This window comes from Bosea sp. RAC05 (assembly GCF_001713455.1).
GTDB lineage: Bacteria > Pseudomonadota > Alphaproteobacteria > Rhizobiales > Beijerinckiaceae > Allobosea.
Genome location: NZ_CP016464.1, coordinates 4,446,002 through 4,469,959, shown reverse-complemented (window position 1 = coordinate 4,469,959; position 23,958 = coordinate 4,446,002). Strand labels below are relative to the sequence as shown.

22 protein-coding genes are annotated in these 23,958 nt (G+C 66.1%); 19 read left to right on the top strand and 3 right to left on the bottom strand.

Annotated features, from left to right (window positions below):
• Positions 1-19 precede the first annotated feature (19 nt).
• From BSY19_RS24685 to BSY19_RS24655, 7 genes are all read left to right on the top strand, one after another.
• On the top strand, positions 20-955 hold the full coding sequence (locus BSY19_RS24685; protein ID WP_442856674.1) for a carbohydrate ABC transporter permease: 936 nt from the start codon (positions 20-22) through the stop codon (positions 953-955).
• A gap of 112 nt (positions 956-1,067) precedes the next feature.
• Complete coding sequence (locus BSY19_RS24680) at positions 1,068-1,886, top strand: carbohydrate ABC transporter permease (RefSeq protein WP_069056473.1); 819 nt, start codon at positions 1,068-1,070, stop codon at positions 1,884-1,886.
• 93 nt (positions 1,887-1,979) lie between these two features.
• Entirely contained in the window at positions 1,980-2,876 is an 897-nt protein-coding gene (locus BSY19_RS24675; RefSeq protein ID WP_069056472.1) for a dihydrodipicolinate synthase family protein, read from the top strand.
• A gap of 11 nt (positions 2,877-2,887) precedes the next feature.
• Complete coding sequence (locus BSY19_RS24670) at positions 2,888-3,565, top strand: GntR family transcriptional regulator (protein ID WP_069056471.1); 678 nt, start codon at positions 2,888-2,890, stop codon at positions 3,563-3,565.
• Between the two features lie 223 nt (positions 3,566-3,788).
• A complete protein-coding gene (locus BSY19_RS24665; protein WP_069056470.1) occupies positions 3,789-4,784 on the top strand; it encodes a sialic acid TRAP transporter substrate-binding protein SiaP in 996 nt (331 codons plus the stop codon).
• Positions 4,785-4,947: 163 nt separating this feature from the next.
• On the top strand, positions 4,948-5,445 hold the full coding sequence (locus tag BSY19_RS24660) for a TRAP transporter small permease (RefSeq protein ID WP_069056469.1): 498 nt from the start codon (positions 4,948-4,950) through the stop codon (positions 5,443-5,445).
• Positions 5,442-6,728, top strand: a complete 1,287-nt coding sequence (locus tag BSY19_RS24655; protein ID WP_083247818.1) for a TRAP transporter large permease — start codon at positions 5,442-5,444, stop codon at positions 6,726-6,728. Before BSY19_RS24660 ends, BSY19_RS24655 begins: the two co-directional genes overlap by 4 nt.
• Positions 6,729-6,758: 30 nt before the next feature.
• Here the strand turns inward: BSY19_RS24655 and BSY19_RS24650 are convergent, their stop codons facing one another.
• On the bottom strand, positions 6,759-7,508 hold the full coding sequence (locus tag BSY19_RS24650; protein ID WP_069056468.1) for an SDR family NAD(P)-dependent oxidoreductase: 750 nt from the start codon (positions 7,506-7,508) through the stop codon (positions 6,759-6,761).
• A 109-nt stretch (positions 7,509-7,617) separates the two neighbouring features.
• Positions 7,618-8,592 (bottom strand): polyphosphate kinase 2, encoded by a 975-nt coding sequence (gene ppk2, locus BSY19_RS24645; RefSeq protein WP_083247817.1) that lies wholly within the window; start codon positions 8,590-8,592, stop codon positions 7,618-7,620.
• A 154-nt stretch (positions 8,593-8,746) separates the two neighbouring features.
• Between ppk2 and BSY19_RS24640 the strand changes: the two genes are divergently transcribed.
• From BSY19_RS24640 to BSY19_RS24605, 8 genes are all read left to right on the top strand, one after another.
• A complete protein-coding gene (locus tag BSY19_RS24640; RefSeq protein ID WP_069056467.1) occupies positions 8,747-9,805 on the top strand; it encodes an ATP-binding protein in 1,059 nt (352 codons plus the stop codon).
• A 122-nt stretch (positions 9,806-9,927) separates the two neighbouring features.
• Positions 9,928-10,953: a phosphate ABC transporter substrate-binding protein PstS gene (pstS, locus tag BSY19_RS24635; RefSeq protein WP_069056466.1), complete on the top strand. Its 1,026-nt coding sequence runs from the start codon at positions 9,928-9,930 to the stop codon at positions 10,951-10,953.
• 163 nt (positions 10,954-11,116) lie between these two features.
• Positions 11,117-12,088 carry a phosphate ABC transporter permease subunit PstC gene (pstC, locus tag BSY19_RS24630; protein WP_069056465.1) on the top strand — a complete coding sequence of 324 codons (972 nt, stop codon included), beginning with the start codon at positions 11,117-11,119 and terminating at the stop codon, positions 12,086-12,088.
• 14 nt (positions 12,089-12,102) lie between these two features.
• Positions 12,103-12,993: a phosphate ABC transporter permease PstA gene (gene pstA / locus BSY19_RS24625; protein WP_069057372.1), complete on the top strand. Its 891-nt coding sequence runs from the start codon at positions 12,103-12,105 to the stop codon at positions 12,991-12,993.
• A 46-nt stretch (positions 12,994-13,039) separates the two neighbouring features.
• Positions 13,040-13,840, top strand: a complete 801-nt coding sequence (gene pstB / locus BSY19_RS24620; RefSeq protein ID WP_069056464.1) for a phosphate ABC transporter ATP-binding protein PstB — start codon at positions 13,040-13,042, stop codon at positions 13,838-13,840.
• A 43-nt stretch (positions 13,841-13,883) separates the two neighbouring features.
• Entirely contained in the window at positions 13,884-14,603 is a 720-nt protein-coding gene (phoU, locus tag BSY19_RS24615; RefSeq protein WP_069056463.1) for a phosphate signaling complex protein PhoU, read from the top strand.
• 158 nt (positions 14,604-14,761) lie between these two features.
• Positions 14,762-15,460 (top strand): phosphate regulon transcriptional regulator PhoB, encoded by a 699-nt coding sequence (phoB, locus tag BSY19_RS24610; protein ID WP_069056462.1) that lies wholly within the window; start codon positions 14,762-14,764, stop codon positions 15,458-15,460.
• 158 nt (positions 15,461-15,618) lie between these two features.
• On the top strand, positions 15,619-16,857 hold the full coding sequence (locus BSY19_RS24605; RefSeq protein ID WP_069056461.1) for a TIGR03862 family flavoprotein: 1,239 nt from the start codon (positions 15,619-15,621) through the stop codon (positions 16,855-16,857).
• Positions 16,858-17,035: 178 nt separating this feature from the next.
• Here the strand turns inward: BSY19_RS24605 and BSY19_RS24600 are convergent, their stop codons facing one another.
• Positions 17,036-17,488, bottom strand: a complete 453-nt coding sequence (locus tag BSY19_RS24600; protein WP_069056460.1) for a tetratricopeptide repeat protein — start codon at positions 17,486-17,488, stop codon at positions 17,036-17,038.
• Positions 17,489-17,907: 419 nt separating this feature from the next.
• Between BSY19_RS24600 and uvrB the strand changes: the two genes are divergently transcribed.
• From uvrB to BSY19_RS24585, 4 genes are all read left to right on the top strand, one after another.
• Complete coding sequence (uvrB, locus tag BSY19_RS24590; RefSeq protein ID WP_069056458.1) at positions 17,908-20,595, top strand: excinuclease ABC subunit UvrB; 2,688 nt, start codon at positions 17,908-17,910, stop codon at positions 20,593-20,595.
• Between the two features lie 379 nt (positions 20,596-20,974).
• Positions 20,975-21,598 (top strand): hypothetical protein, encoded by a 624-nt coding sequence (locus BSY19_RS27730; protein ID WP_150129720.1) that lies wholly within the window; start codon positions 20,975-20,977, stop codon positions 21,596-21,598.
• Positions 21,598-22,737, top strand: coding sequence for a DUF262 domain-containing protein (locus BSY19_RS27190; protein WP_083247816.1), 1,140 nt, complete (start codon positions 21,598-21,600; stop codon positions 22,735-22,737). Before BSY19_RS27730 ends, BSY19_RS27190 begins: the two co-directional genes overlap by 1 nt.
• A 252-nt stretch (positions 22,738-22,989) precedes the next feature.
• A complete protein-coding gene (locus BSY19_RS24585; RefSeq protein ID WP_069056457.1) occupies positions 22,990-23,283 on the top strand; it encodes a hypothetical protein in 294 nt (97 codons plus the stop codon).
• Positions 23,284-23,958 lie beyond the last annotated feature (675 nt).

Sequence of the window (23,958 nt, the reverse complement as noted above, 5' to 3'; positions counted from 1 at the left end):
CAAAATCGCCGATGACCAAATGAGCATGACCACGACGACCCTTCCCGCAGAGCGGACCGAGCCGGCACAGCCTGCGCCCTTCGTCCACTCGGCCGATTTCACGCCGCGCTACTGGCTGTTCGCGGCGCCGGCCGTGCTCGTGGTCGGGACGGTGATCGTCTTCCCCTGGCTGTTCACGCTCTACATGTCCGGCCATGACTGGAAGATCGGCGGCGGGCCGGAATTCGTCGGCCTGCAGAACTTCGCCGAGCTGTTCCGCGATGCGCGCTTCATCGAGTCGATGGGGCACACGCTGTATTTCACCGTGCTGGCGGTCGTGCTGCCGATCCTGTTCGGCACGGCGGCGGCGCTGGTGTTCCACCGCGAATTCCCGTTCCGGGGCCTGCTGCGCACGGTCTTCGTGATGCCGATGATGGCGACGCCGGTGGCGGTCGCGCTGGTCTGGACGATGATGTTCCACCCGCAGCTCGGCGTGCTGAACTATCTGCTGTCCCTTCTCGGCATCGGGCCGCAGGCCTGGGTCTATTCGCCCGATACGGTGATCCCGACGCTGATCCTCGTCGAGGTCTGGCACTGGACGCCGCTGGTCATGCTGATCGTGCTGGGCGGGCTCGCCGGCCTGCCGCGCGAGCCTTACGAATCCGCGCTGATCGACGGCGCCAATGACTGGCACATGTTCCGCCACATCACGCTGCCGCTGGTCTGGCCCTTCATCATGGTGGCGATCGTCATCCGTACGATCGACGCGCTGAAGGCCTTCGACACGATCTTCGTGATCACCCAGGGCGGGCCGGGCACGGCGTCGGAGACGCTGAACATCTTCCTCTATCTGCAGGCGTTCCAGTTCTACAAGATCGGCTACGCCTCGGCCGTGGTGGTGATCTTCTTCGTCATCGTGATCATGCTCTCGCTGCTGCTGCTCTACGCGCGGCAGAAGTCGAAGTGGAACGCGTGATGGGCTTGCATCCGTCATTGCGAGCGCAGCGAAGCAATCCAGACGGATTGCGTGTTGCCCCTGGATTGCTTCGTCGGCTGCGCCTCCTCGCAATGACGGAGAGGGCTGCACGATGACCCGCCTCGCCAAGAAACTCGGCTTCTACGCCTCGGTCTTCGTGCTGGTCTCGCCGGCGGTGCTGGTCTTCCTCTGGATGATCTCGCTGTCGCTGAAGAACGAGCTCGACAACACCGCCTTCCCGCCGGTCTTCATTCCCGATCCGCCAACGCTGAAGAACTACATCGACGTCTTCGCGCAGAACAATTTCGCGCTCTATCTGTGGAACTCGATCCTGGTCACGGGCGGGGCGGTGCTGATCGGTCTCGCGGTGGGCGTGCCCGCCGGCTACGGCATCGCGCGCGGCAAGGCGACGAAGTTCGCCATCCTGATCCTGGTCGCGCGGATGACGCCGGCGCTGTCCTACCTGATCCCGCTGTTCCTGCTGTTCCAGATGACCGGGCTGGTGGGGACGATCACGGCGCTGGTCATCACCCATCTCGTCATCACCATCCCGATCATCGTCTGGATCATGATCGGCTATTTCGAGAACATTCCGATGGAGCTGGAGGATGCGGCGCGCATCGACGGCGCCTCGAGCTGGCAGGCCTTCCGCCATGTCGCGCTGCCGCTGGCGATGCCGGGCGTCACGGTCGGCGGCATCCTCGCCTTCATCTTCTCCTGGAACAACTTCATCTTCTCGGTCGTGCTCGGCGGCAAGAACAGCCGCACGCTGCCCTCGGCGGTCTACAACTCGCTGACCTTCGAGCAGATTTCCTGGGGCCCGCTGGCGGCGGCCGCGCTTCTGGTGACGCTGCCGGTGCTGCTGGTGACGGTGCTGGCCCAGCGCCAGATCGTCGCCGGGCTCTCGGCCGGAGGGCTCAAGGATGGCTGACGCGCGCAATCCCCATGACGGCGGGGCGCAGGGTCCGCCCCTGCCATCCCACCCACACGCCTATTGATCTCTCGCTCTGAAAGACGGTTTTCCATGTCCATCGATCCCAACCGCTTCGGCCTCTCCTGCGCCATCACCACCCCGATGCGGGAGGGCGGCAGCGTCGACCTGCCGCGTCTCGTCACCCATGCCCGCCATGTCCTCGCCCAGGGCTGCGACAGCGTCACGCTGTTCGGCACGACGGGCGAGGGGGCCGCGCTCGGCCTGCCGGCGCGGGCAGCGATGATGGGAGCCCTGATGGGGGCGGGGGTCGATCCGGCGACGCAGATCTATGCCGGCGTCGCGGCGGCCTCGCTGAACGAGTCGGTCGAGCAGGGGCGCCTCGCGCTCGATGCCGGCGCCAAGGGGCTGCTGGTCGCGCCGCCCTTCTACTTCAAGGGCGTCAGCGACGAGGGGCTCTTTCGCTGGTTCTCGCAGCTCTTCGAGAAGCTCGGCCCCTCCGTGCGCAACGTCATCCTCTACCATATCCCCTCGGTGACGGCGGTGGGCCTGAGCGTCGGGCTGATCGACCGGCTGAAGAAGGCGTTTCCTGGCGTCGTCACGGGCGTGAAGGATTCGTCGGGCGACTATGCCAACACCGAGGCCTATCTGAAGGCGCATGGCGAACTCGCCATCCTCGTCGGCGACGAGCGCCTGCTGGCCAAGGCGGTGCGCAACGGCGCGCAGGGCTCGATCTGCGGCGTCGCCAATCTGGTGCCGCATCTGCTGCGCCCGATCGTCTACGAGGGCAAGGACGACCCGACCGTCAACGCGCTGGTCGACGAGATCTGCTCGCATCCGGTGCTGGCGGCGGTGAAGGCGCTGGTCGGCCACTTGCACGGCGACGCCGGCTATGGCGCGATGCGCGCGCCGCTGGAGGCGCTGGACGAGGCGAGGCGCCAGCGGCTGTTTGCGGCCTATGACCGGATCATGCAGGCCAGAGCGGCCTGAGGGAGGGTGTCTTGAACCAGTCCGAGCAGGATCCGCGCGAGGGCGAGCCGCTGAAGCTGAGGGAGCGCGCCTATGCCTCCTTCACCGAGCGGCTGCTGGCGCGCGAGATCAAGCCCGGACAGTTCGTGACCCAGCGCGAGCTGGTGGCGCTGACCGGCCTGCCGCTCGGCGCCATCCGCGAGCTGATCCCGCGTCTGGAGGCCGAAGGGCTGATCAAGACCGTGCCGCAGCGGGGCATGCAGGTCGCCCATGTCGACCTCAACCTGATCCGCAACGCCTTCCAGTTCCGGCTCTTCCTCGAGAAGGAGGCGACCGCGCTCTACGCGGTGAATGCGACCGATGACGAGATCGCAGAGCAGCGCGCCCGGCACGAGGCGATCATCGCCCGGGCCGAGGCCGGCGGCGACCCGCAGCTGATCGAGGATGCGGAGGATGTCGACCGGCTGATGCACGAGGCGATCATCGACCATCTCGACAACGACATCGTCTCCAAGGCCTTCCGCGTCACCTGGCTGAAGATCCGGCTGATCCGGCAATATGAGACGCGCATCCAGAACCACATCCTGGTGCCGGTGATGCGCGACCACCTCAAGATCATCACCGCCATCGAGGCGCGCGACCCGGTCCGCGCCGCGGAGGAGATGAGCATCCATATCGGCAACGCCCGCACGCGGGCGATGAGCTACTGAGGACGTCAAGCAGGCGAGCCGGGCGAACCGGCCGTCATTCGGGAGGGACCAGCGTCGAGATCCCACAGCCCTCATCCTGAGGAGCCGCGAAGCGGCGTCTCGAAGGATGCTCCCGGAGGCTCCGGAACCATCTGGAGCATCCTTCGAGACGCGCCCCTGCGGAGCGCTCCTCAGGATGAGGGCTGTGAATCGAGGCGATGGTCCGCACAGGGAAGGAACCACCATGACCAAGATCACCAAACGCGACTTCCTCGCCGGCTCCGCTGTGCTTGCGGGCGGCGCCATCGCCATGCCGAGCGTCCTGCGCGCACAGGCGACCGTGCTGCGCTGGGGCGAGATGCTCCCCGTAACGCATCCGCAGGTGCAGATGGTCGAGCGCATCGCCAAGCAGGTGAAGGAGAAGAGCTCCGGGCGTATCGACATCCAGACCTTCCCGGCCGGCCAGCTCGGGTCCGGCAAGGACATGATGGAGTCGGTCGCCTCGGGCGCGCTGACCATGACCACGGACGGGGCGGCCGCGCTCGGCTCCTTCCTGCCGCAGCTCTCGGTGGTCGAGGCGCCCTATCTCTGGCGCGACGCCGCCCATATGGCGAAGGTCGCCAAGGCCCCGGTGTTCACGCAGATGAATGCCGAGCTGGAGAAGAAGCGCGGCATGCGCATGGCCGCCGTGACCTATTACGGCAAGCGCCATCTCACCACGGGCTCCAAGCCGGTGAAGAGCGTCGCCGACGTCGCGGGCCTCAAGCTGCGGGTGCCGCCGGTCGACACCTTCCGCGCCATGGTCGAGGCCTGGGGCGCCAAGGCGACGCCGGTGAACTTCAACGAGCTCTACCTGGCGCTGAGCCAGGGCGCGGTCGACGGGCAGGAGAACCCGCTGCCGACGATCCACAGCGCCAAGCTGCAGGAGGTGCAGAAGCACCTCATCCTGACCGGCCACATCATCACGCCGCGGCTGGTCATCGTGAACGGCGATTTCTGGAAGGGCCTCAAGGACGCCGACCGCAGCCTGCTGGAGGCGGCCATCGCCGAGGGCGTCGCCTGGCAGGACGCCGAACTCGCCAGCCAGGAGGGCAGCCTTGTGGCGACGCTGAAGGCCGCCGGCATGAGCGTGACCGAGCCGGATCTCGAAAGCTTCTCGAAGCCGGTGCTGGCGACACTGCCCAAGCAGTTCGAAAGCAAATGGGGCAAGGGCACCTGGGACGCGCTGGCGGCGCTTTGAGCTGAAGCTGGCCTTCGAAGGCTCACCGTCATGGTCGGGCTTGTCCCGACCATCCACGTCTTCCTTTGGCGAGAACTGTGTTCAAGACGTGGATGCTCGCCACAAGGGCGAGCATGACGTCGAGGGCCCTGGGGTCGCTTCCTTCACAGCCAGTGCGTAACCGATGAAATCCCTCCTCCACCTCTCCGACCGCATCGTGCGCGGGGCTGCCGTGGCGCTGCTGCTCTCGCTGCTGGTCGCGGTCCTGCTCGGCGTGCTGTCGCGCCAGCTCAATGCGCCGCTGGCCTGGACCGACGAGCTCGCGCAGTACCTGCTGGTCTGGACCGGCTTCGTCGGCTGGATCATCGCGGCGCGGCGGCGCTCGCATATCCGCATCACCGTCTTCGCCGACAAGCTGCCCGCGGGCGCCGGCCGGGTGCTGGAGATCGTCACGCAACTGGCCATCATCGTCTTCGCGGCCGTGCTGATCCGCTATTCCTTCGCGCTGATCGAGCGCAACTGGGATGTCGAGTCGATCGCGCTGCCGATCTCGGGGGCGGCGCTCTACATCGTCATGCCGCTGGCGGGACTCGCGCTGATCCTGCAGGCGCTGGCCGAGATCGGCGATGTCGTGGCGGGCCGACGCCACGTTACGGCCGAGCCGGGGAGCCAGCCGCTGTGACCACCCTGATGCTGCAGATCCTGCCGGTCTGGTTCGCCGCGCTCCTGATCGGCGTGCCGCTCTTCGTCTCGATGGGGCTGGCGGCGATCGCGTTCGCCTTTCTCGGCGGCTTCCCGCTCGGCATCGTGCCGCAGAAGATCGCGCAGTCGGCCAATTCCTTCCCGCTGCTGGCGGCGCCGCTGTTCATCCTGATGGGCAACATCATGAACTCGGCCGGCATCACCGACCGGATCTTCGCCTTCGCCACGGCCTGCGTCGGCTGGCTGCGCGGCGGCCTGTGCCACGCCAACATCCTCGCCAGCGTGATCTTCGCGGGCATGTCGGGCTCGGCGGTGGCGGATGCCGGCGGCGTCGGCACGCTCGAGATCAAGGCGATGAAGGACGAGGGCTACGACGCCGAGACGGCGGCCGCGATCACGGCTGCGTCGGCGACGATCGGCCCGATCATTCCGCCCTCGCTGCCGATGGTCATCTACGGCGTCTCGGCGGATGTCTCGATCGGCGGGCTGTTCCTCGCCGGCGTCATCCCCGGCCTGCTGATGGCCGGCGGGCTGATGGCGATGGTGGTGCAGGTCGCGAAAAAGCGCGACCTGCCGCGCCATCCCTTCCCGGGCGCGGCCCAGCTCTGGGTCGCCTACAAGGAGGCGCATTGGGCGCTGATGACGCCGGTGATCCTGTTCGGCGGGATGATGGCGGGCATCTTCACGCCCACCGAGGCGGCCGCAGTCGCCACGGCCTATGCGCTGGTGCTCGGGCTCTTCGTCTATCGCAGCTTCGATCTCGACGATCTGCCGGAGCTCGTCGTGCAGACGGTCGAGACCACTGGCGTCGTGCTGGCGCTGGTGATGACGGCCGCCGCGCTCGGCTGGTGCCTGTCGATCTCGCGCATCCCGCAGGTGGTCGGGCCGATGCTGGTCGACCTCGCCGGCAACCCGCTGATCTTCCTCCTGATCGTCAACCTGCTCCTGCTCTTCGTCGGCTGCTTCATGGAGGCGCTCGCCGCCATGCTGATCCTGATTCCGATCCTGACGCCGGCGGCGGCGCAGTTCGGGATCGACCCGATCCAGTTCGGGCTGATCTTCGTGCTCAACCTGATGATCGGCACGATCACGCCGCCGGTCGGCGTCGTCCTCTTCGTCACGGCGAAGGTCGCCAATATCAGCTTCGAGTCGATGTCGCGGGCGATCGTGCCCTGGCTGATGCCGCTGCTGGCGGTGCTGGTGGCGATCACGCTCTGGCCGCCGCTGACGACCTGGCTGCCCAATCTGGTGATGGGGCGCTGAGGTTTTGCTACCCCAGCGCCCGATCCGGGATCAGCTTTTGCGGTGGATCTGGAAGCCGGCGAAGGACTGGCTCACCGGCATGATCTCGAGGCTGTTGATGTTGACGTGGGCGGGCAGCGTCGCGACCCAGAACACCGTGTCGGCGATGTCCTGCGGCTGCAGCGGATCGGCGCCGCCATAGAGCGCGTCATAGGCGGCCTTGTCGCCGCCGTTGCGGACCAGCGTGAACTCGCTCTCGCAGAGGCCGGGCTCGATCGAGGTGACGCGCACGCCGGTGCCCTGCAGGTCCGAGCGCAGGCCGAGCGAGAACTGGCGGACGAAGGCCTTGGTGCCGCCATAGACGTTGCCGCCGGCATAGGGCCAGTTCGAGGCCACGGAGGCGATGTTGACGATGGCGCCGCGCCGCTCGATCAGCCCGGGCAGGAGGTGATGGGTCAGCGTCACCAGCCCGGTGACGTTGGTGCCGATCATCGTCTTCCAGTCCGAGAGCTTGGTCTGTGGCGCTGGCTTGGTGCCGAGCGCGAGGCCGGCATTGTTCAGGAGCACGTCGATCTTGGCGAAGTCGGCCGGCAGGGCCGCGAGCGCCGCGGCCATCGCCGCCTCGTCGGTGATGTCGAAGGTGGCGCCGTGGAAGCGCTCGCCGAGCTCGGCCTTGAGGGCGTCGAGCCGGTCGGCCCGGCGCCCGGTGCCGATGACGCGCCAGCCGGCGGCGATGAAGCGGCGGGCGGTCGCGGCGCCGAAGCCGGCGGTGGCGCCGGAGATCAGGATGGTCTTGGTCATGGTCGGGCTTCCGGGTTGGTGGGCATCGAAAAGGGAGCGCAGGACCGGGCATCGCCCGGCCGCGGGAGGGCGTTGCGCAGGCCGCTCGGCCGTGCAGCGGCGGGGTCGCTCAGACCTCGCCGCCCTTGTGGAGATAGTGCTTCACGTCGACGACGATCTTGTGGTCGAGCTCGCCGATCGCGGCCTCGTCGCGCCCGTCATAGGGGATCGCGAGCAGGACGTGGCGGATCGCATTGAGGCGGGCGCGCAGCTTGTCGTTGCCGCGGATGACGTGCCAGGGCGCCCAGTCGGTCGAGCTGCGCTCGAGCATTTCGTCGAAGGCCTCGGAATAGGCGGCGAAGCGCGGGATCGCCTCGAAGTCGATCGGCGAGAGCTTCCAGCGCTTGAGCGGGTCGTGCCAGCGCGCATGCAGCCGCAGCATCTGCATCTCCGGGCCGATGGTGATGAAGAGCTTGATCAGCCGGATGCCGTCGCGCACCAGCATGCCCTCGAAGGCCGGGGCCTCGTGCAGCAGCGTCTCGGTCTGCTCCGGCGTGCAGAAGCCCATGACGCGCTCGACGCCGGCGCGGTTGTACCAGGAGCGGTCGAAGAAGACGATCTCACCGGCCGTGGGCATCTGCGCCGCGTAGCGCTGGAAATACCATTGCCCGGCCTCGCTGTCGGAGGGCTTGGAGAGCGCGACGACGCGGGCCTGGCGCGGGTTGAGATGCTGGGTGAAGCGCCCGATGGTGCCGCCCTTGCCGGCGCCGTCGCGGCCCTCGAAGAGGATGACGACACGCTCTTTCCGCTCGCGCACCCAGGTCGCGAGCTTCTGCAGCTCGATCTGCAGCGGCTCGATCTCGGCCTCGTAGCGCTTTCGCTTCATGCGCTTGCCGTAAGGGTAGTCGCCGCTGCGGAAGGCGGCGTCGACGATCGCGGCGGGCAAGGTTTCCGCCTCGATGTCGAAGCCCTTGGGCCCCGGCGGCTTGCGGGCCGGCCTGGTCTTGCTCTTGCCCGCCGTCTCGGGCGTGGGCGCGTCCTCCTTGCCGCCGGAGACGAGGCGGATCGTGGTCTTCTGCTTGCGCGCTGACAGGCTCTTGGCCATCGGGCCCTCCTTGGCAATCGGCCCAGCCTAGCGGGGCGCGGCGCCGAAGGGAATTGACGGGCGCCGGGCTTGCCATCGGCCGGGCTTGCCATCAGGAAGAAGCGCCCGCGCGGTGCCTCCTCGTCCATCGGCGTCGCGCGCGTCGAGGTCTCCCATGCCCGATGCCGTCGATCCCCGCTCCCCTGCGACGCATGCCCTGGTGGAGGCGATCGGTTCCGCCGCCGTGTTGCTAGACGGCCAGGGCGTGGCCCAGGCGCTGAGCCCGGCGATGCGCGCGCTGATCCCGGCGCTCGATGTCGGGCAGCCGCTGACGCTGGTGATGCGCGATCCGGACCTGATCGAGGCGATCGACGGCGTCGCCCGCCAGGGCGGCCGTCAGGTGATCGAGCTTGTCGAGCGGGTGCCGGTCGAGCGCACCTTCCGCATCCATATCGCGGCGCTGACGGGGGCGGGCTGGCGGCGGCCGGTGCTCCTGACCTTCGAGGATCTGAGCGAGCAGCGCGTCACGGAGCGGATGCGCGTCGATTTCGTCGCCAATGCCAGCCACGAGCTGCGCACGCCGCTCGCCTCGCTGCTCGGCTTCGTCGAGACCCTGCAGGGCCCGGCGCGCAACGACGCCGGCGCGCGCGACCGGTTCCTCGCGATCATGCGCGAGCAGGGGCTGCGCATGGCGCGGCTCGTCGACGACCTGCTCTCGCTCTCGCGCATCGAGCTGCGCGCGCATCTGGCGCCGGAGACGCCGGTCGATCTCACCGGGATCTCGCGCGAGATCGTGGATTCGCTGACGCTGATGGCGCGCGAGCGCGAGGTCATGCTGACGCTGAAGGCGCCGGCCGAGCCGGTGAAGGTCGCGGGCGACCGCGACGAGCTGCTGCGGCTGATGGAGAACCTCGTCGAGAACGCGATCAAATACGGCAAGAGCGGCGGCGAGGTCGTGATCGACGTCGTCGACGGTCCGCTGGAGGTCAGCGTCGGCGTGCGCGACGACGGGCCTGGCATCGCGCCGGAGCATCTGCCGCGGCTGACGGAGCGCTTCTACCGGGTCGATACGGCGGCGAGCCGCGAGGCCGGCGGCACCGGGCTCGGCCTCGCCATCGTCAAGCACATCGTGCTGCGCCATCGCGGGCGTCTGACGATCGAGAGCGCGCTCGGCCAGGGAGCGACCTTCCGGGCCGTCCTGCCCCGTTTCGGGGCGCCGCCGCGCAAGCCCTGAGCGCCAGTCCTTAACGCTGCGTGACGGCTGTGTGACAGCCCTCGTGACGAATTGTCATGAAGCTGTCATGCAGACAGTGTTCTGAACGGCTCGCTGAACCTGCGACCCAGAGAGGACATCTCATGCGCAAACTTCTCATTCTCGCGGCCGCGACCATCGGTCTGTCCGGCGTGGCCCAGGCCGCCGACATCACCGGCGCCGGCGCGACCTTCCCCTTCCCGATCTATTCGAAGTGGGCCGAGGCCTACAAGAAGGAGACCGGCATCGGTCTGAACTACCAGTCGATCGGCTCGGGTGGCGGCATCCGCCAGATCAAGGCCAAGACGGTCGCCTTCGGCGCCACCGACGCCCCGCTCAAGGGCGAGGACCTGACCAAGGACGGGCTGATCCAGTTCCCGACCGTCATGGGCGGCGTCGTGCCCGCCATCAACATCGCCGGCGTCGAAGCCCGCCAGCTCAAGCTGACCGGCCCGCTGATCGCCGAGATCTACATGGGCACCGTCAAGAAGTGGAACGATCCGAAGATCGTCGCCCTCAACCCCGGCCTGAAGCTGCCCGACGCCAACATCACCCCCGTCTACCGTTCGGACGGATCGGGCACGACCTTCGTCTTCACCGACTATCTCTCGAAGGTCTCGGCCGACTGGAAGTCCAAGGTCGGCACCAACACCTCGGTGCAGTGGGCTGTCGGCATTGGCGGCAAGGGCAATGAGGGCGTCTCCGCCTCGGTCAAGCAGGTCGCCAACTCGATCGGCTATGTCGAGTATGCCTATGCCAAGCAGAACAAGCTCAGCTACGCGCTGATCCAGAACGCCGACGGCCAGTTCCCGGATCCGGACGACAAGTCCTTCCAGGCCGCTGCCGCCAATGCCGACTGGAATGCCGCTCCCGGCTTCGGCATCTCGCTGAACAACCAGAAGGGCGCCGAGGCCTGGCCGATCACCGCCGCGACCTTCCTGCTCGTCCACGCCAAGCCGGAGAAGCCGGAAGAGGTCGGCGCCGCGCTGAAGTTCGTCGACTGGGCCTTCAAGAACGGCGACAAGCTCGCTCTCGACCTCGAATACGTGCCGCTTCCGGCGACCGTCAAGGACCAGGTCCGCGCCTCCTGGAAGGGCGTCACCGACCCGGCCGGCAAGCCGATCTTCTGATCCAAGCCAAGAAGGGGCGAGGCGGGTCATCCCGCCTCGCCTCGTCTCTCCCGGCCCCCATCCCCAGCAGCGGCCCTCGCGGCTGCTGGGGATGGGGGCCCGCCCGAGAGGCCCGCTCCCCTCAGCCGCCAAGACCCTTTCCGCTACGACCGGAGTTCCACGGATGACCGCCGTGACCGACCCAATGAGCATTCCGGCCGCGCGCCCCCAGCGCAAGACGCCGAAGGGCACCTTCGACCTCATCTTCCGCAACGCCAGCTTCGCCTCGGCGCTGTTCGTGCTGATCCTGCTCGCCGGCATCATGCTGTCGATGATCATCGGCGGCTGGCCGGCCTTCAAGGCCTTCGGGCTCGGCTTCATCACCGGCTCGCAATGGGACACGCAGGCCGATGTCTATGGCGCCTGGCCGGCGATCGCCGGCACCCTGACGACCGCCTTCATCGCGCTGCTGATCGGCGTGCCGCTGTCGCTGGGCATTGCGGTCTACCTGACGCAGCTCGCCCCGCCCTGGTTCAAGCAGCCGGTCTCGACCGCCATCGAGTTGCTCGCGGCGGTGCCGTCGATCATCTACGGCATGTGGGGGCTGTTCGTCTTCGTGCCGCTGTTTGCGGCCTATGTGCAGGTGCCGCTCTCGAACATCGTCGAGGGCATGCCGATCGTCGGCACGATCCTGTATTCGCGCTCGCCCTCGGGGCTGGGCATCCTGACGGCCGGCATCATCCTGGCCTTCATGATCATTCCCTTCATCGCCTCGATCGTGCGCGACATGCTCGACCAGATCCCCTCCGTGCTGCGCGAGAGCGCCTATGGCATCGGCGCGACGACCTGGGAGGTGGTGCGCCATGTGCTCGTGCCGCAGGCCGGCGTCTCGATCATCGGCGCGATCATGCTCGGGCTCGGCCGCGCGCTCGGCGAGACGATGGCCGTGACCTTCGTCGTCGGCAACGCCAACCGTCTCTCGGGATCGATCATGGATCCAGGCTCGACCATCGCCTCGCGCATCGCCAACGAGTTCAACGAGGCGCTGGGCCTGCAGATGAACGCGCTGATCGGTCTCGGCTGCATCCTCTTCTTCGTCACCTTCGTCGTCCTCGTCATCGCGCGCATCCTCGTCGCACGCGTCAAAACCTTCTGAGCGGGTTGAAGATCATGAGCCTGACGACACCCTCCACCGTCCGTGAACTCCCCCCGACGACCTGGGGCCGGGTTCGCCAGTCGCGTCGCGTCGCCGACAAGTCGATGCGGATCATCACGGCCAGTTTCACCGTCATCGCGATCTCCGTGCTGTTCTGGATTCTCGGCATGCTGATCGTGAAGGGCATCGGCGGCTTGTCCGTCGCCACCTTCACCCAGATCACGCCCGGCCCCGGCTCGGAGGGGGGCGGCCTCGCCAACGCCATCGCCGGCTCGGTCATCCTGACCTTCCTCGGCATCGTCGTGGCGACGCCGATCGGCGTGCTCGCCGGCACCTATCTCGCCGAGTACGGCAAGGGCTCGAAGCTCGCCGACCTGATCCGCTTCATCAACGACATCCTGCTCTCGGCGCCGTCGATCCTGATCGGCCTGTTCGTCTACGTCATCCTGGTCGAGCCGCTCGGCGGCTATTCCGGCTGGGCCGGCGGCGTCGCGCTCGGCATCATCGCGATCCCGGTCATCGTGCGCACCACCGAGGACATGCTGCGCCTCGTGCCGGGGCCGCTGCGCGAGGCCGGCGCCGCGCTCGGCGCGCCTCCGTCGGTGGTCATCACCTCGATCACCTGGAAGGCGGCCAAGGCCGGCATGGTCACCGGCATCCTGCTCGCGCTCGCCCGCATCGCCGGCGAGACGGCGCCGCTGATCTTCACCGCGCTGAACAACAATTTCTGGTTCTCGGCCGATCTGATGGGCGGCGTCTCCAATCTGCCGGTGACGATCTACATGTTCGCCTCGGCGCCTTATGAGAACTGGCAGCAGCTCGCCTGGGCCGGTTCGCTGATCATCACCATGTCCATCCTGCTGCTTTCGATCATCGCCCGCCGCATCGTCCGCGGCAGCAAGTAAGACCAGCGCTTTCTCACCGTCGCGTCCGATCCGAAGGAACCCTTCGATGCTGTCCACCCTCGAACTCAGCCCGCAGTCGCTCGATGCCGATGCGCCCGTCCGGATCGCGGTGAAGAACCTCGATTTCTACTACGGCGAGCACAAGGCGCTGAAGAACATCAATCTCGACTTCCGCGACCGGCACGTCACCGCGCTGATCGGCCCCTCGGGCTGCGGCAAGTCGACCCTGCTGCGCATCTTCAACCGGATCTACTCGCTCTATCCCGAGCAGAAGGCGACCGGCGAGGTGATGCTGGACGGGCGCAACGTCATCTCCAACGACGTCGACGTCAACGAGCTGCGCTCGCGCATCGGCATGGTCTTCCAGAAGCCGACGCCGTTCCCGATGTCGATCTACGACAACGTCGCCTTCGGCATCCGGCTCTATGAGAAGCCGCCGAAGTCCGAGCTCGACGACCGCGTCGAGGGCGCGCTGCGCCGCGCCGCGCTGTGGGACGAGGTCAAGGACAAGCTCAAGACCTCCGGCATGGGCCTGTCGGGCGGCCAGCAGCAGCGCCTCTGCATCGCGCGCACCATCGCGCAGAAGCCGGAGGTCATCCTGTTCGACGAGCCGACCTCGGCGCTCGATCCGATCTCGACCGGCAAGATCGAGGACCTGCTCGAGCAGCTGAAGACCGACTTCACCATCGTCATCGTGACCCACAACATGCAGCAGGCGGCGCGCATCTCGCAGTACACCGCCTTCATGTATCTCGGCGAGGTGATCGAGTTCGACGCGACCAACACGATCTTCATGAACCCGGGCAAGAAGCAGACGCAGGACTACGTCACCGGCCGCTTCGGCTGACCTGACCGCCGCTTCCGCTCCGCATCCAAAGGACAACGCCGCGATGACCGAACATATCGTCCGCTCCTACGACGCCGAACTGGAGTCGCTGCGCCGCAGCCTCGCCGAGATGGGCGGCATGTCCGAGCGCATGCTCGGCGATTCCACGGTCGCGCTGGTGCGCCGCGACACGACGCTGGCCCAGAAGGTGATCTCCGCCGACCAGCGGCTCGACAACCTGCAGCGCGACGTCGAGGAGCGCGCCGTGCTGACGATCGCCCGGCGCCAGCCGCTCGCCAACGACCTGCGCGAGCTGATCTCGGCGATCCGGATCGCGTCGGACATCGAGCGCGTCGGCGACCTCGCCAAGAACATCGCCAAGCGCGCCGTGGCGATCTCGGGCCAGTTCTCGCCGCCGCACCGGGCCGTGGTCGGGCTCGAGCATATGAGCCGGCTGGTCCAGGCGCAGCTCAAGGACGTGCTCGACGCCTACGCCACCAACAACGAGCAGAAGGCGCTCGAGGTCTGGCACCGCGACGGCGAGATCGACGCGCTCTACACCTCGCTCTTCCGCGAGCTTCTGACCTACATGATGGAAGATCCGCGCAACATCACCTTCTGCACGCATCTCCTGTTCTGCGCCAAGAACGTCGAGCGCATCGGCGACCACACCACCAACATCGCCGAGACGATCCACTATCTCGTCACCGGCGAGTCGCTCGACATCAACCGGCCCAAGCTCGAGACCACCGACATCACGGTCGAGGCCGTGACGGGAAGCTGACAACACCGACTGCGCCGGAGCCTTCGCCGTCATGGTCGGGCCTGTCCCGACCATCCACGTCTTCGCCGGACCCACCCCGCGTTCAAGACGTGGATGCTCGCCACAAGGGCGAGCATGACGATGCGTTTCGGCACAAACGCCAAGAACGGAACCGTGCCATGGCCGCCCGCATCCTGATCGTCGAGGACGAGGAACCCCTCACCCTGCTGCTGCGCTACAATCTCGAGGCCGAGGGCTTCGTGGTCGACAGCGTGGCGCGCGGCGACGACGCCGAGCTGCACCTGCGCGACAACACGCCCGATCTCGTGCTGCTGGACTGGATGCTGCCGGGGCTGTCGGGCATCGAACTCTGCCGCCGGCTGCGGGCGCGGCGCGACACCGAGCGGGTGCCGATCATCATGCTCACCGCACGGGGCGAGGAGACCGAGCGGGTGCGCGGGCTCGCCACCGGCGCTGACGACTATGTCGTCAAGCCGTTCTCGCTGCCGGAGCTGATTGCGCGCATCCAGGCGCTGCTGCGCCGGGCGAAGCCCGGCCATGTCGCCGGATTGCTGACGGCCGGCGATCTCGAACTCGACCGCACGACGCGGCGCGTGCGCCGCTCCGGCGAGGAGCTGCATCTGGGCCCGACCGAGTTCCGCCTGCTCGAATTCCTGATGCAGGCGCCGGGCCGGGTCTATTCGCGCGCGCAACTGCTCGACGCTGTCTGGGGCCGCGACGTCTACATCGACGAGCGCACGGTCGACGTCCATGTCGGGCGTCTGCGCAAGGCGATCACGCCGGGCGACGCCAAGGACCCGCTGCGCACGGTCCGCGGCGCGGGCTACGCCTTCGACGAGACATTTGCGCGGGTTTGAAGGCGAGGAGGCGTCATGCTCGGGCTCGACCCGAGCATCTCTCGCGGGAGATGATCCTGATCGAGATTCTCGGGTCTGCGCTTCGGTCCGCCCGAGAATGACGGCGGCATTGGCCCGCCTCGCTTGACCCGCGGCGTCCGACGGCGCAAGCCGGCCCGATGCACAGCAAAGACATCGCCATCATCGGCGCCGGCCCCGCCGGGCTGATCGCCGCCGAGCGGCTGGCGCAGGCCGGCCATCGCGTCACGATCCATGAGCGGATGCCGTCGCCGGCGCGGAAGTTCCTGCTCGCCGGGCGCGGCGGGCTCAACCTGACCCATTCCGAGCCGCTGGAGACCTTCCTGCCGCATTACGGCGCGGCGCGGGACTGGCTCGAACCCGCGGTTCACGCCTTCCCGCCGCAGGCGCTGCGCGACTGGGCCGACGGGCTGGGCGCGGAGAGCTTCATTGGCACCAGCGGGCGCGTCTTCCCCAAGGCGATGAAGGCCTCGCCGCTGCTGCGCGCCTGGCTGCGCCGGCTCGACGGGCTCGGCGTGCGGCTCGAAGCCGGCCGGCGCTGGACCGGCTGGGCCGAGGGAGCGCTGACCTTCGCCACGGCGGCCGGCGAGACGGTGACGCTCACCCCCGATGCGACGCTGCTGGCGCTGGGCGGGGCAAGCTGGCCGCGGCTCGGCTCCGATGGCGGCTGGGTGCCGCTGCTGGCGGGGAGGGGCGTTGCCGTCTCGCCCTTGCGGCCCGCCAATGGCGGCTTCGCGGTGGCCTGGTCGCCGACGCTGCGCGAGCGTTTCGCCGGCGTGCCATTGAAGCGGATCACCTTGAAATTTGCCGGCAAAGAGATTGTTGGCGAGGCGATGATCGACGCCCATGGACTCGAGGGCGGCGCGATCTATGCGCTGTCGGGGCCGCTGCGCGAGGCGATCGCGCGGGACGGCTCGGCCGAGCTGGAGATCGACCTGCGGCCCGATCTCGACCTCGCCCGGCTGACCGAGAAGCTCGGCAAGCGACGGCCGGGTGAAACGCTGAGCAACCATCTGCGCAAGGCGGCAGGGCTGTCGCCGGCGGCGGTGGCGGTGCTGCGCGACAGCGTCGGGGGGAAGCTCGACGAGACGCCGGCCGCGCTGGCGGCGGCGATCAAATCCGCGCGCCTGCGCCTCACCGGGACGATGCCGATCGACCGGGCGATCTCCAGCGCCGGCGGCATCGCGGCCGGCGAGATCGACGCAGGCTTCATGCTGCGGCGCCTGCCGGGCGTCTTCGTTGCCGGCGAGATGCTGGACTGGGAGGCCCCCACCGGCGGCTACCTCCTGCAGGGTTGCTTCGCGACGGGAGTCGCGGCGGCGGCGGGCATGGTGGCGTGGTTAGGCCAAGGAACCGCAACGGAGAACCCTCTCCCGTAGGGAGAGGGCAGGGTGAGGGGTCGGCCGCTTGAAAGTGGCGTGAGACCTCACCGGCGCAGCTGTTAGGTTGGCGCGTGACGGGTCTAGGGGCCGACACCTCACCCCTGCCCCTCTCCTTACAGGAGAGGGGTTCCCCGCGATTCCTGGTCGCGGTCGCGCCCGAGAATGACGGCTTCCCCTACCGCCCCTCCGCCTTCCGGATGGCCTCGTCGAGATCCTGCCATTCATGGCAGCGGCCGCAGAGGCTGGCGAGCCTGGCGAGGTTGGCCTTGGCGCTCGCCATGTCGCCGGTCTCGATGAACCATTCGCCCTGGTATTCGAGCGCGGGCAGGAAGGTCGGGTCGCGCATCAGCGCGGCGTCGTAATACTGCTTCGAGAGCGGGTAGTTCTTCAGCTTGCGGTGCGAGAAGGCGAGCCAGTTCAGCAGCACCGGCGAGTGCGGCGAGCGCTTCAGCAGCACCTCCAGCTTCTCGATGGCGGGCGGGAAGTTCTTCTCCTCGATCCAGCGCCGCGCCTGGCGGTATTGCGGGTCGTCGTCGAGCCAGGTCCAGTCCGGCCCGACCGCCTGCGCCCCCGCCGCGGTGAGCAGGGCTGCGGCGCCCGCCATGATCGCAATGACGCGTCGGCGCATGGCGTGTCCTCCCGGCTTGGTCCCGGCCGTTGTCCCCGGCCATGAGGCCGATCCTGCAGACATCGCATGACAAGTCCATTGCGAAAGGGCGCCGCCGTCCTGGTGCCGAGGCGAGGACAGCGCGGGAACCCTCTCCCGTAGGGAGAGGGTAGGGTGAGGGGTCGGCCGTTTGAAGGTGGCGCGAGACCTCACCGGCGCAGCGGTCAGGGCGTGCTCACTGGTCCAGGGGCCGACACCTCATCCCTGCCCTTCTCCTTACAGGAGAAGGGTTCCCCGCGGTGCCCGCGCCTTATCCGGCCCAGGATTCTCGGGGCAAGCCCGAGAATGACGCTCTTCTCCTGCCAGCTCCTGTCACCAGTGCGCTCCCCCATGCGCAGCCCCCTCTCGCGCGTGGACGGGATGCGCCCCATATTGCCGGGATGTCCGACACACCTGCCAAAGACTCGCCCGCCAAGTCCAAGCCCGCCAAAAAGCCCTCCAGCGCGCGCACGCCCAATTCCAAGGCGTCGCGGCAGGAGTTGAAGCCGCTCGAGGGCTATCTCGCCGATCTGCTCAACCCGGCGATCAACCGCGGCAACGCCGTGCCCGGCGGCGCAGCCGGGTTCTCCGACAAGCCGCAGGCCGGCTATGAGGCGAAGCCGAGCTACGCCACGGAACGGCCCGGCGGCGAGGAGCGGCCCAAGCGCAAGCTCTCGAAGAAGGCCGATGCCGCCTTCATCGGGGCCGAGGGCGCGGCGGCCGCGACCGCGACCTCGCTGCAGACCCTGCTGGAGAGCGGCAACCCCTTCATCGAGCCGGGCAAGGCCTGGGTGCCGCACCGCCCGCCGCGGCCCGACAAATCCGAAGGCGGTATCCGCTTCCGGATGAACTCGGAATACGAGCCCGCCGGCGACCAGCCGGCCGCGATCGCCGAGCTGGTGGAGGGCATCTCCCGGCAGGAGCGCGACCAGGTGCTGCTCGGCGTCACCGGCTCAGGCAAGACCTTCACCATGGCGCAGGTGATCGAGAAGACGCAGCGCCCGGCGCTGATCCTGGCGCCGAACAAGACGCTGGCGGCGCAGCTCTATGGCGAGTTCAAGAGCTTCTTCCCCGACAATGCGGTCGAGTATTTCGTCTCCTATTACGACTACTACCAGCCCGAGGCCTATGTGCCGCGCTCGGACACCTTCATCGAGAAGGAATCCTCGATCAACGAGCAGATCGACCGGATGCGCCATTCGGCGACGCGCTCGCTGATCGAGCGCGACGACGTCATCATCGTCGCCTCGGTCTCCTGCATCTACGGTATCGGCTCGGTCGAGACCTATACGGCGATGACCTTCGGCATCAAGCTGGGCGAGCGCGTCGAGCAGCGCCAGCTCATCGCCGATCTGGTGGCGCTGCAATACAAGCGCACCCAGCATGATTTCACCCGCGGCAGCTTCCGCGTGCGCGGCGACGTGATCGAGCTGTTCCCGGCGCACTATGAGGACCGCGCCTGGCGCATCGGCCTGTTCGGCGACGAGGTCGAGAGCATCAGTGAGTTCGACCCGCTGACGGGGCAGAAGACCGCCGACCTCGAATTCGTCAAGGTCTACGGCAATTCGCACTACACCACGCCGCGGCCGACGCTGACCCAGGCCGTGAAGAGCATCAAGCAGGAGCTGAAGGCCCGCCTCGACGAGCTCAATTCGATGGGCCGCTTCCTCGAGGCGCAGCGGCTCGACCAGCGCTGCACCTTCGACATCGAGATGATCGAGGCCACCGGCTCCTGCAACGGCATCGAGAACTATTCGCGCTATCTCACCGGCCGCAAGCCGGGCGAGCCGCCGCCGACCTTGTTCGAATACCTGCCCGACAATGCGCTGGTCTTCACCGATGAGAGCCATGTCACCGTGCCGCAGATCGGCGGCATGTATCGCGGCGACTTTCGGCGCAAGGCGACGCTGGCGGAATACGGCTTCCGCCTGCCCTCCTGCATGGACAACCGGCCGCTGCGCTTCGAGGAGTGGGATGCGATGCGCCCGCAATCGGTGCATGTCTCGGCGACGCCGGGCAGCTGGGAGATGGAGCAGACCGGCGGCGTCTTCACCGAGCAGGTCATCCGCCCGACCGGGCTGATCGACCCGCCGGTCGAGATCCGCCCCGCCAAGCACCAGGTCGCCGACCTGCTCGACGAGATCAAGGAGGTCACGGCCGCCGGCTATCGCACGCTCGTCACCGTGCTGACCAAGCGCATGGCCGAGGACCTGACCGAGTACCTGCACGAGAACGGCGTGCGCGTGCGCTACATGCACTCCGACATCGACACGATCGAGCGCATCGAGATCCTGCGTGATCTGCGGCTGGGCGCCTTCGATGTCCTCGTCGGCATCAACCTGTTGCGCGAGGGTCTCGACATTCCCGAATGCGGGTTCGTGGCCATTCTCGACGCCGACAAGGAGGGGTTTCTGCGCTCCGAGACCTCGCTGATCCAGACGATCGGCCGCGCCGCCCGCAATGTCGACGGCAAGGTCATCCTCTATGCCGACCACATCACCGGCTCGATGGAGCGGGCGCTGGCCGAGACCGCGCGCCGCCGCGAGAAGCAGGTCGCCTACAATCTCGAACACGGCATCACGCCGCAGACGATCAAGCGCGCCATCGGCGACATCCTGGGCTCGGTCTATGAGCGCGACCATGTCACCGTCGACACCGGGCTCGCCACACCCGCCGCCGGGCATAACTTCAAGGCTGCGCTGGCCGATCTCGAAAAGCGCATGCGCGAGGCCGCCGCCGACCTCGAATTCGAAACCGCCGCCCGGCTGCGCGACGAGATCAAGCGCCTGCAGGCCACCGAACTCGCCATCTCCGACGATCCGATGGCGCGTCAGCGCGATGTCGAGGCCTCGGCCGGCAAATACAAGGGCGAGCGCAGCTATGGCGACAGCGCCAACCTGCCGCCGACGCGCGCCCGCAAACCCACGGACGCCGATATGGGCCCGCATAATTTCGGCGGCGGCGAAGGCAAGCCGGTGTCGAAGCCGGCTCCCCGCCCGCGCAAGCCGACGCTGGACGAGATGGGCCCGCGGACGGAGCAGCGGCCGAAGGGGGCTGGGGAGCAAAGGGGTGGGCGGCGGCGGGGGTAGGCGGCGGAACCGCGCCGCCCCTTTCCTTCTCCCGGATGGGAGAAGGTGGCGCGGAGCGCCGGATGAGGGCCTGCCGTCGCAGCAAGAGGGCGCCACGGCTCCGTTTCGTTACAGCGATCAGCGGGGGGCCTCACCCCTGCCGCGCTCCCATCCGGGAGAGCGGTTCCTCGCCCCTGAGGCAGAGCCAAAGGGGTGAGGGAGTGGTGGGGCCAGTGCTCTCCACCACGGACGATCTGCTTCGCTGATTTGCGGTGTGGGCGCGCGATGGCAGAGGCTGATGAGAAAGGGGCGTCACTAGAGAATATCGAGGGATGTAGCCCTTGCCCGCGACAATGCGGTCATTTACTCATAGGAGCGACAGGGCGGGAGGGTATGGGAATTGTTCGTCGATCAGGCCGCGCTCCAGTCCGAAATTCTCAGCAGAAGTGCATATGATTTTGTATCGCACTATATTTTTGAGCCTGTGCCTTTTGTTTTTCACGGAAATATGAGTCATTGGATCAACTGGAAGACTATTCTTTCGGGCCTAATTGATGTCGATCCCTATGATATTGTTTTGGTCGGGAGCGCATCTGTCGGTTTTAGCTTGAATCCATCAAAAAATTATAAAAAATTTGATGAGCATTCTGATGTTGATGTTGGAATTATTAGCGCTCATTATTTTGATTTAGCTTGGCGTTTCTTGAGGCAGAGGCGTCCATCGTGGTTGTCTTTGCCTGTCGAGATTAAGCGAGCAATTCGACAACATCAGAATAACTATGTATTCTCAGGTACTATAGCTACTAATTCGATGCTCGGAGTTTTGCCTTTTGGATCTGCTTGGCAAGGTGCGCTTGATCATATGAAAAATATTGATCCAACGCGTGGTCGTGACATAAAAATGAGAATTTATCGGGATTATGATTCGTTAAGACAATATCAGTCGTATGGAGTAGAGCAGCTCAAAACGCAAATACTTGAACAAAGTTCAGTCGATGATGACATCGATGTAGAGGATTCGTGATGGATCAGACAGATAATTTCCTGCACACTACCCATAGGACTGTATCTTGGTTTCGAAAGTCCTTTTTATCGAATGAATTAGTCTTGGCTGCGCCCTTCCAGCGGAATCCTGTTTGGACGAACATTCAGAAATCATATCTAATTGATACTATTCTCAACGGGTTGCCGATACCAGAGCTCTATATGCAGGATTTGGGCGATGAGCAGGGGGCAGAGAGGCATATCGTTGTCGATGGTCAGCAGAGAATACGAGCAATACTAGAGTTTGTCCAGGGCGAGTATGCTTTAGAGGGAGAAGAAGTGCTACGTAAGTGGCAGGGACTTCGGTTTGATGATATGTCTCCAGACGAGAAAAAAGATATATTCAGCTATAAATTTGTAGTCCGCATCCTTCCTGCGATGGAAGAGGACGGAGTTCGAAAGATTTTCAGTCGGCTAAACCGGAATGTTGTGGCGCTTAATGAGCAGGAACTAAGGAATGCAACCTATTGGGGTCCATTCATCAAGACTGTCCAAAAAATAGCTGACGAAGATCAATTTTGGTCCGAGTCAGGTATTTTTTCCGCTGCCGATCATCGGCGCATGCTTGATCACGAGTTTATCAGCGAAATCGCAATAGCCTATCTAAATGGTGCTCAGAACAAGAAAGATAAATTGGATACATATTATCAGCTTTACGAAAAATCATTTGAACGCAAAGAGGAAATTGAATCGACCTTTCGGTCGATTACAGGAGAAATATCGCATCTGTTGCCCAAATTAAGCGCAACAAGATGGAAGAAGAAATCTGATTTTTATACGCTGTTTTTGTGTTTGAGCGAGAGAGCCGCCGATTTGCCATTTGCTTCGGATGTGCGGACGACGGTGTCTGCAAAATTGCAAGAATTTGGTGCGCGTGTCGATCGGATTTTGCGCTTGGAGGAGGCTGATTGGGAAAGGCAGGATCCGAACGTAGTAGCATATGCTCGCGCTGTCTCTCGAGCAGCCTCCGATCGGGGAAACCGTATCGCTAGAGCTACAGCACTATCGAACGTGTTGTTCACTGACAATCAAATGCAAACGGGACAGACAGAAGTTGAGGCTGCAGCAGATGCAATTGCTCCAACTACCGACGCTGAGGCTCCCTTGCATAACGAATAGCTTAATCCACGATCTCACGTGGCCAAACCGACGGTGGGTTTTGAGTGTGCGCACTGAATAAGCCGCCCGCTGCGCTTAGAGTCGTTTTCTAGGCTGCAGCGGTGATGGGGCGACCCCTTCTCCCGCGAGGGGAAAAGGAAGGCGCCCCGCTTCGACAGCGAGCCTCCACCCGCCAACCCACCCCGGAACAATCCTCCCCACGCCCTGTTTCCCGCGAAAGGGCCCTTCCGGCTCCTTCAGGGAGATCAAACCATGCTCAGGACCACCCTCATCCTCGCCGCGTTCGGCTTCGGGCTGGCGCTGTCGCCGGCCGGGGCGCAGACCGCGCCGGCGGCGCCCGACACCACGCCGCTGCCGCCGACAACCTGCAGCACGGTCGAGCTGTCCAAGATGAACGCCGAGACCGCCAAGATGACCGACCCGGCCAAGAAGGCGGTCGCGATGAAGGAGCTGACCCTGGCCACCGACCTGATGGCGAAGAACGACATGAAGGGCTGCGCCACCCATCTCGGCAACGCCATCCGGATGATTCCCGGGCGGGGGTGAGGGGGAGACGGGGCAGGCGTCGCGGTTTCGCGCCCCGTCATGCTCGGGCTTGTCCCGAGCATCCACGCCTTGAACACCGCCCTTGATCCGCGAAGGCGTGGATGGTCGCCACAAGGGCGACCATGACGCGGGGGCGCTGGGAACCCTTCTCCCGGATGGGAGAAGGGCAGGGATGAGGGACCGCCGCTCGTTGCAAGAGGCGCGACGGAGCCGTTGCGCCTTCCATTGAAGCGGCAGGCCCTCATCCGGCGCTCCGCGCCACCTTCTCCCATCCGGGAGAAGGGAAGACGGCGGCGCGGTTCCCATCAATCTTATCCCCGCTGCCCGAACCCATGCCTATTCTCCTCCCGCTCCGCCCGACCAAGGGGGCTGTCGCGAGGCATCGTGCGGCCGGGCGGGGTTGCGGGTTTCGTCGCCTGAGGCCGTTGCGGGCCGAAGGCGGCGGAGGCGCAGATTGCCATCGCGCGGGTGAGTCAGGCCGCGCGACCCGAGACCCGGATAACCAGAAGGCGATCTGGTCGGCACAAAACACCTGCGCGCGGGGCGGGGCGGCGGCTGTTGGCGCTGCTTCGACACGACATTCGACATCGACATCGGCACGCAGCCGTCGACTGCGACGCCACCATCGTCCCGCGCATCCCCTCGGATACGCCTTGAAGAGCCCGAAACCCCGCG

Excerpts from the sequence above, each read along its gene's own strand:
- BSY19_RS24685 (WP_442856674.1), top strand. The coding sequence starts at position 20 with ATGAGCATGACCACGACGACCCTTCCCGCAGAGCGGACCGAGCCGGCA.
- BSY19_RS24680 (WP_069056473.1), top strand. The coding sequence starts at position 1,068 with ATGACCCGCCTCGCCAAGAAACTCGGCTTCTACGCCTCGGTCTTCGTG.
- BSY19_RS24675 (WP_069056472.1), top strand. The coding sequence starts at position 1,980 with ATGTCCATCGATCCCAACCGCTTCGGCCTCTCCTGCGCCATCACCACC.
- BSY19_RS24665 (WP_069056470.1), top strand. The coding sequence starts at position 3,789 with ATGACCAAGATCACCAAACGCGACTTCCTCGCCGGCTCCGCTGTGCTT.
- BSY19_RS24660 (WP_069056469.1), top strand. The coding sequence starts at position 4,948 with ATGAAATCCCTCCTCCACCTCTCCGACCGCATCGTGCGCGGGGCTGCC.
- BSY19_RS24650 (WP_069056468.1), bottom strand. The coding sequence starts at position 7,508 with ATGACCAAGACCATCCTGATCTCCGGCGCCACCGCCGGCTTCGGCGCC.
- ppk2 (WP_083247817.1), bottom strand. The coding sequence starts at position 8,592 with ATGGCCAAGAGCCTGTCAGCGCGCAAGCAGAAGACCACGATCCGCCTC.
- BSY19_RS24640 (WP_069056467.1), top strand. The coding sequence starts at position 8,747 with ATGCCCGATGCCGTCGATCCCCGCTCCCCTGCGACGCATGCCCTGGTG.
- pstS (WP_069056466.1), top strand. The coding sequence starts at position 9,928 with ATGCGCAAACTTCTCATTCTCGCGGCCGCGACCATCGGTCTGTCCGGC.
- pstC (WP_069056465.1), top strand. The coding sequence starts at position 11,117 with ATGACCGCCGTGACCGACCCAATGAGCATTCCGGCCGCGCGCCCCCAG.
- pstA (WP_069057372.1), top strand. The coding sequence starts at position 12,103 with ATGAGCCTGACGACACCCTCCACCGTCCGTGAACTCCCCCCGACGACC.
- pstB (WP_069056464.1), top strand. The coding sequence starts at position 13,040 with ATGCTGTCCACCCTCGAACTCAGCCCGCAGTCGCTCGATGCCGATGCG.
- phoU (WP_069056463.1), top strand. The coding sequence starts at position 13,884 with ATGACCGAACATATCGTCCGCTCCTACGACGCCGAACTGGAGTCGCTG.
- phoB (WP_069056462.1), top strand. The coding sequence starts at position 14,762 with ATGGCCGCCCGCATCCTGATCGTCGAGGACGAGGAACCCCTCACCCTG.
- BSY19_RS24605 (WP_069056461.1), top strand. The coding sequence starts at position 15,619 with ATGCACAGCAAAGACATCGCCATCATCGGCGCCGGCCCCGCCGGGCTG.
- BSY19_RS24600 (WP_069056460.1), bottom strand. The coding sequence starts at position 17,488 with ATGCGCCGACGCGTCATTGCGATCATGGCGGGCGCCGCAGCCCTGCTC.
- uvrB (WP_069056458.1), top strand. The coding sequence starts at position 17,908 with ATGTCCGACACACCTGCCAAAGACTCGCCCGCCAAGTCCAAGCCCGCC.
- BSY19_RS27190 (WP_083247816.1), top strand. The coding sequence starts at position 21,598 with ATGGATCAGACAGATAATTTCCTGCACACTACCCATAGGACTGTATCT.
- BSY19_RS24585 (WP_069056457.1), top strand. The coding sequence starts at position 22,990 with ATGCTCAGGACCACCCTCATCCTCGCCGCGTTCGGCTTCGGGCTGGCG.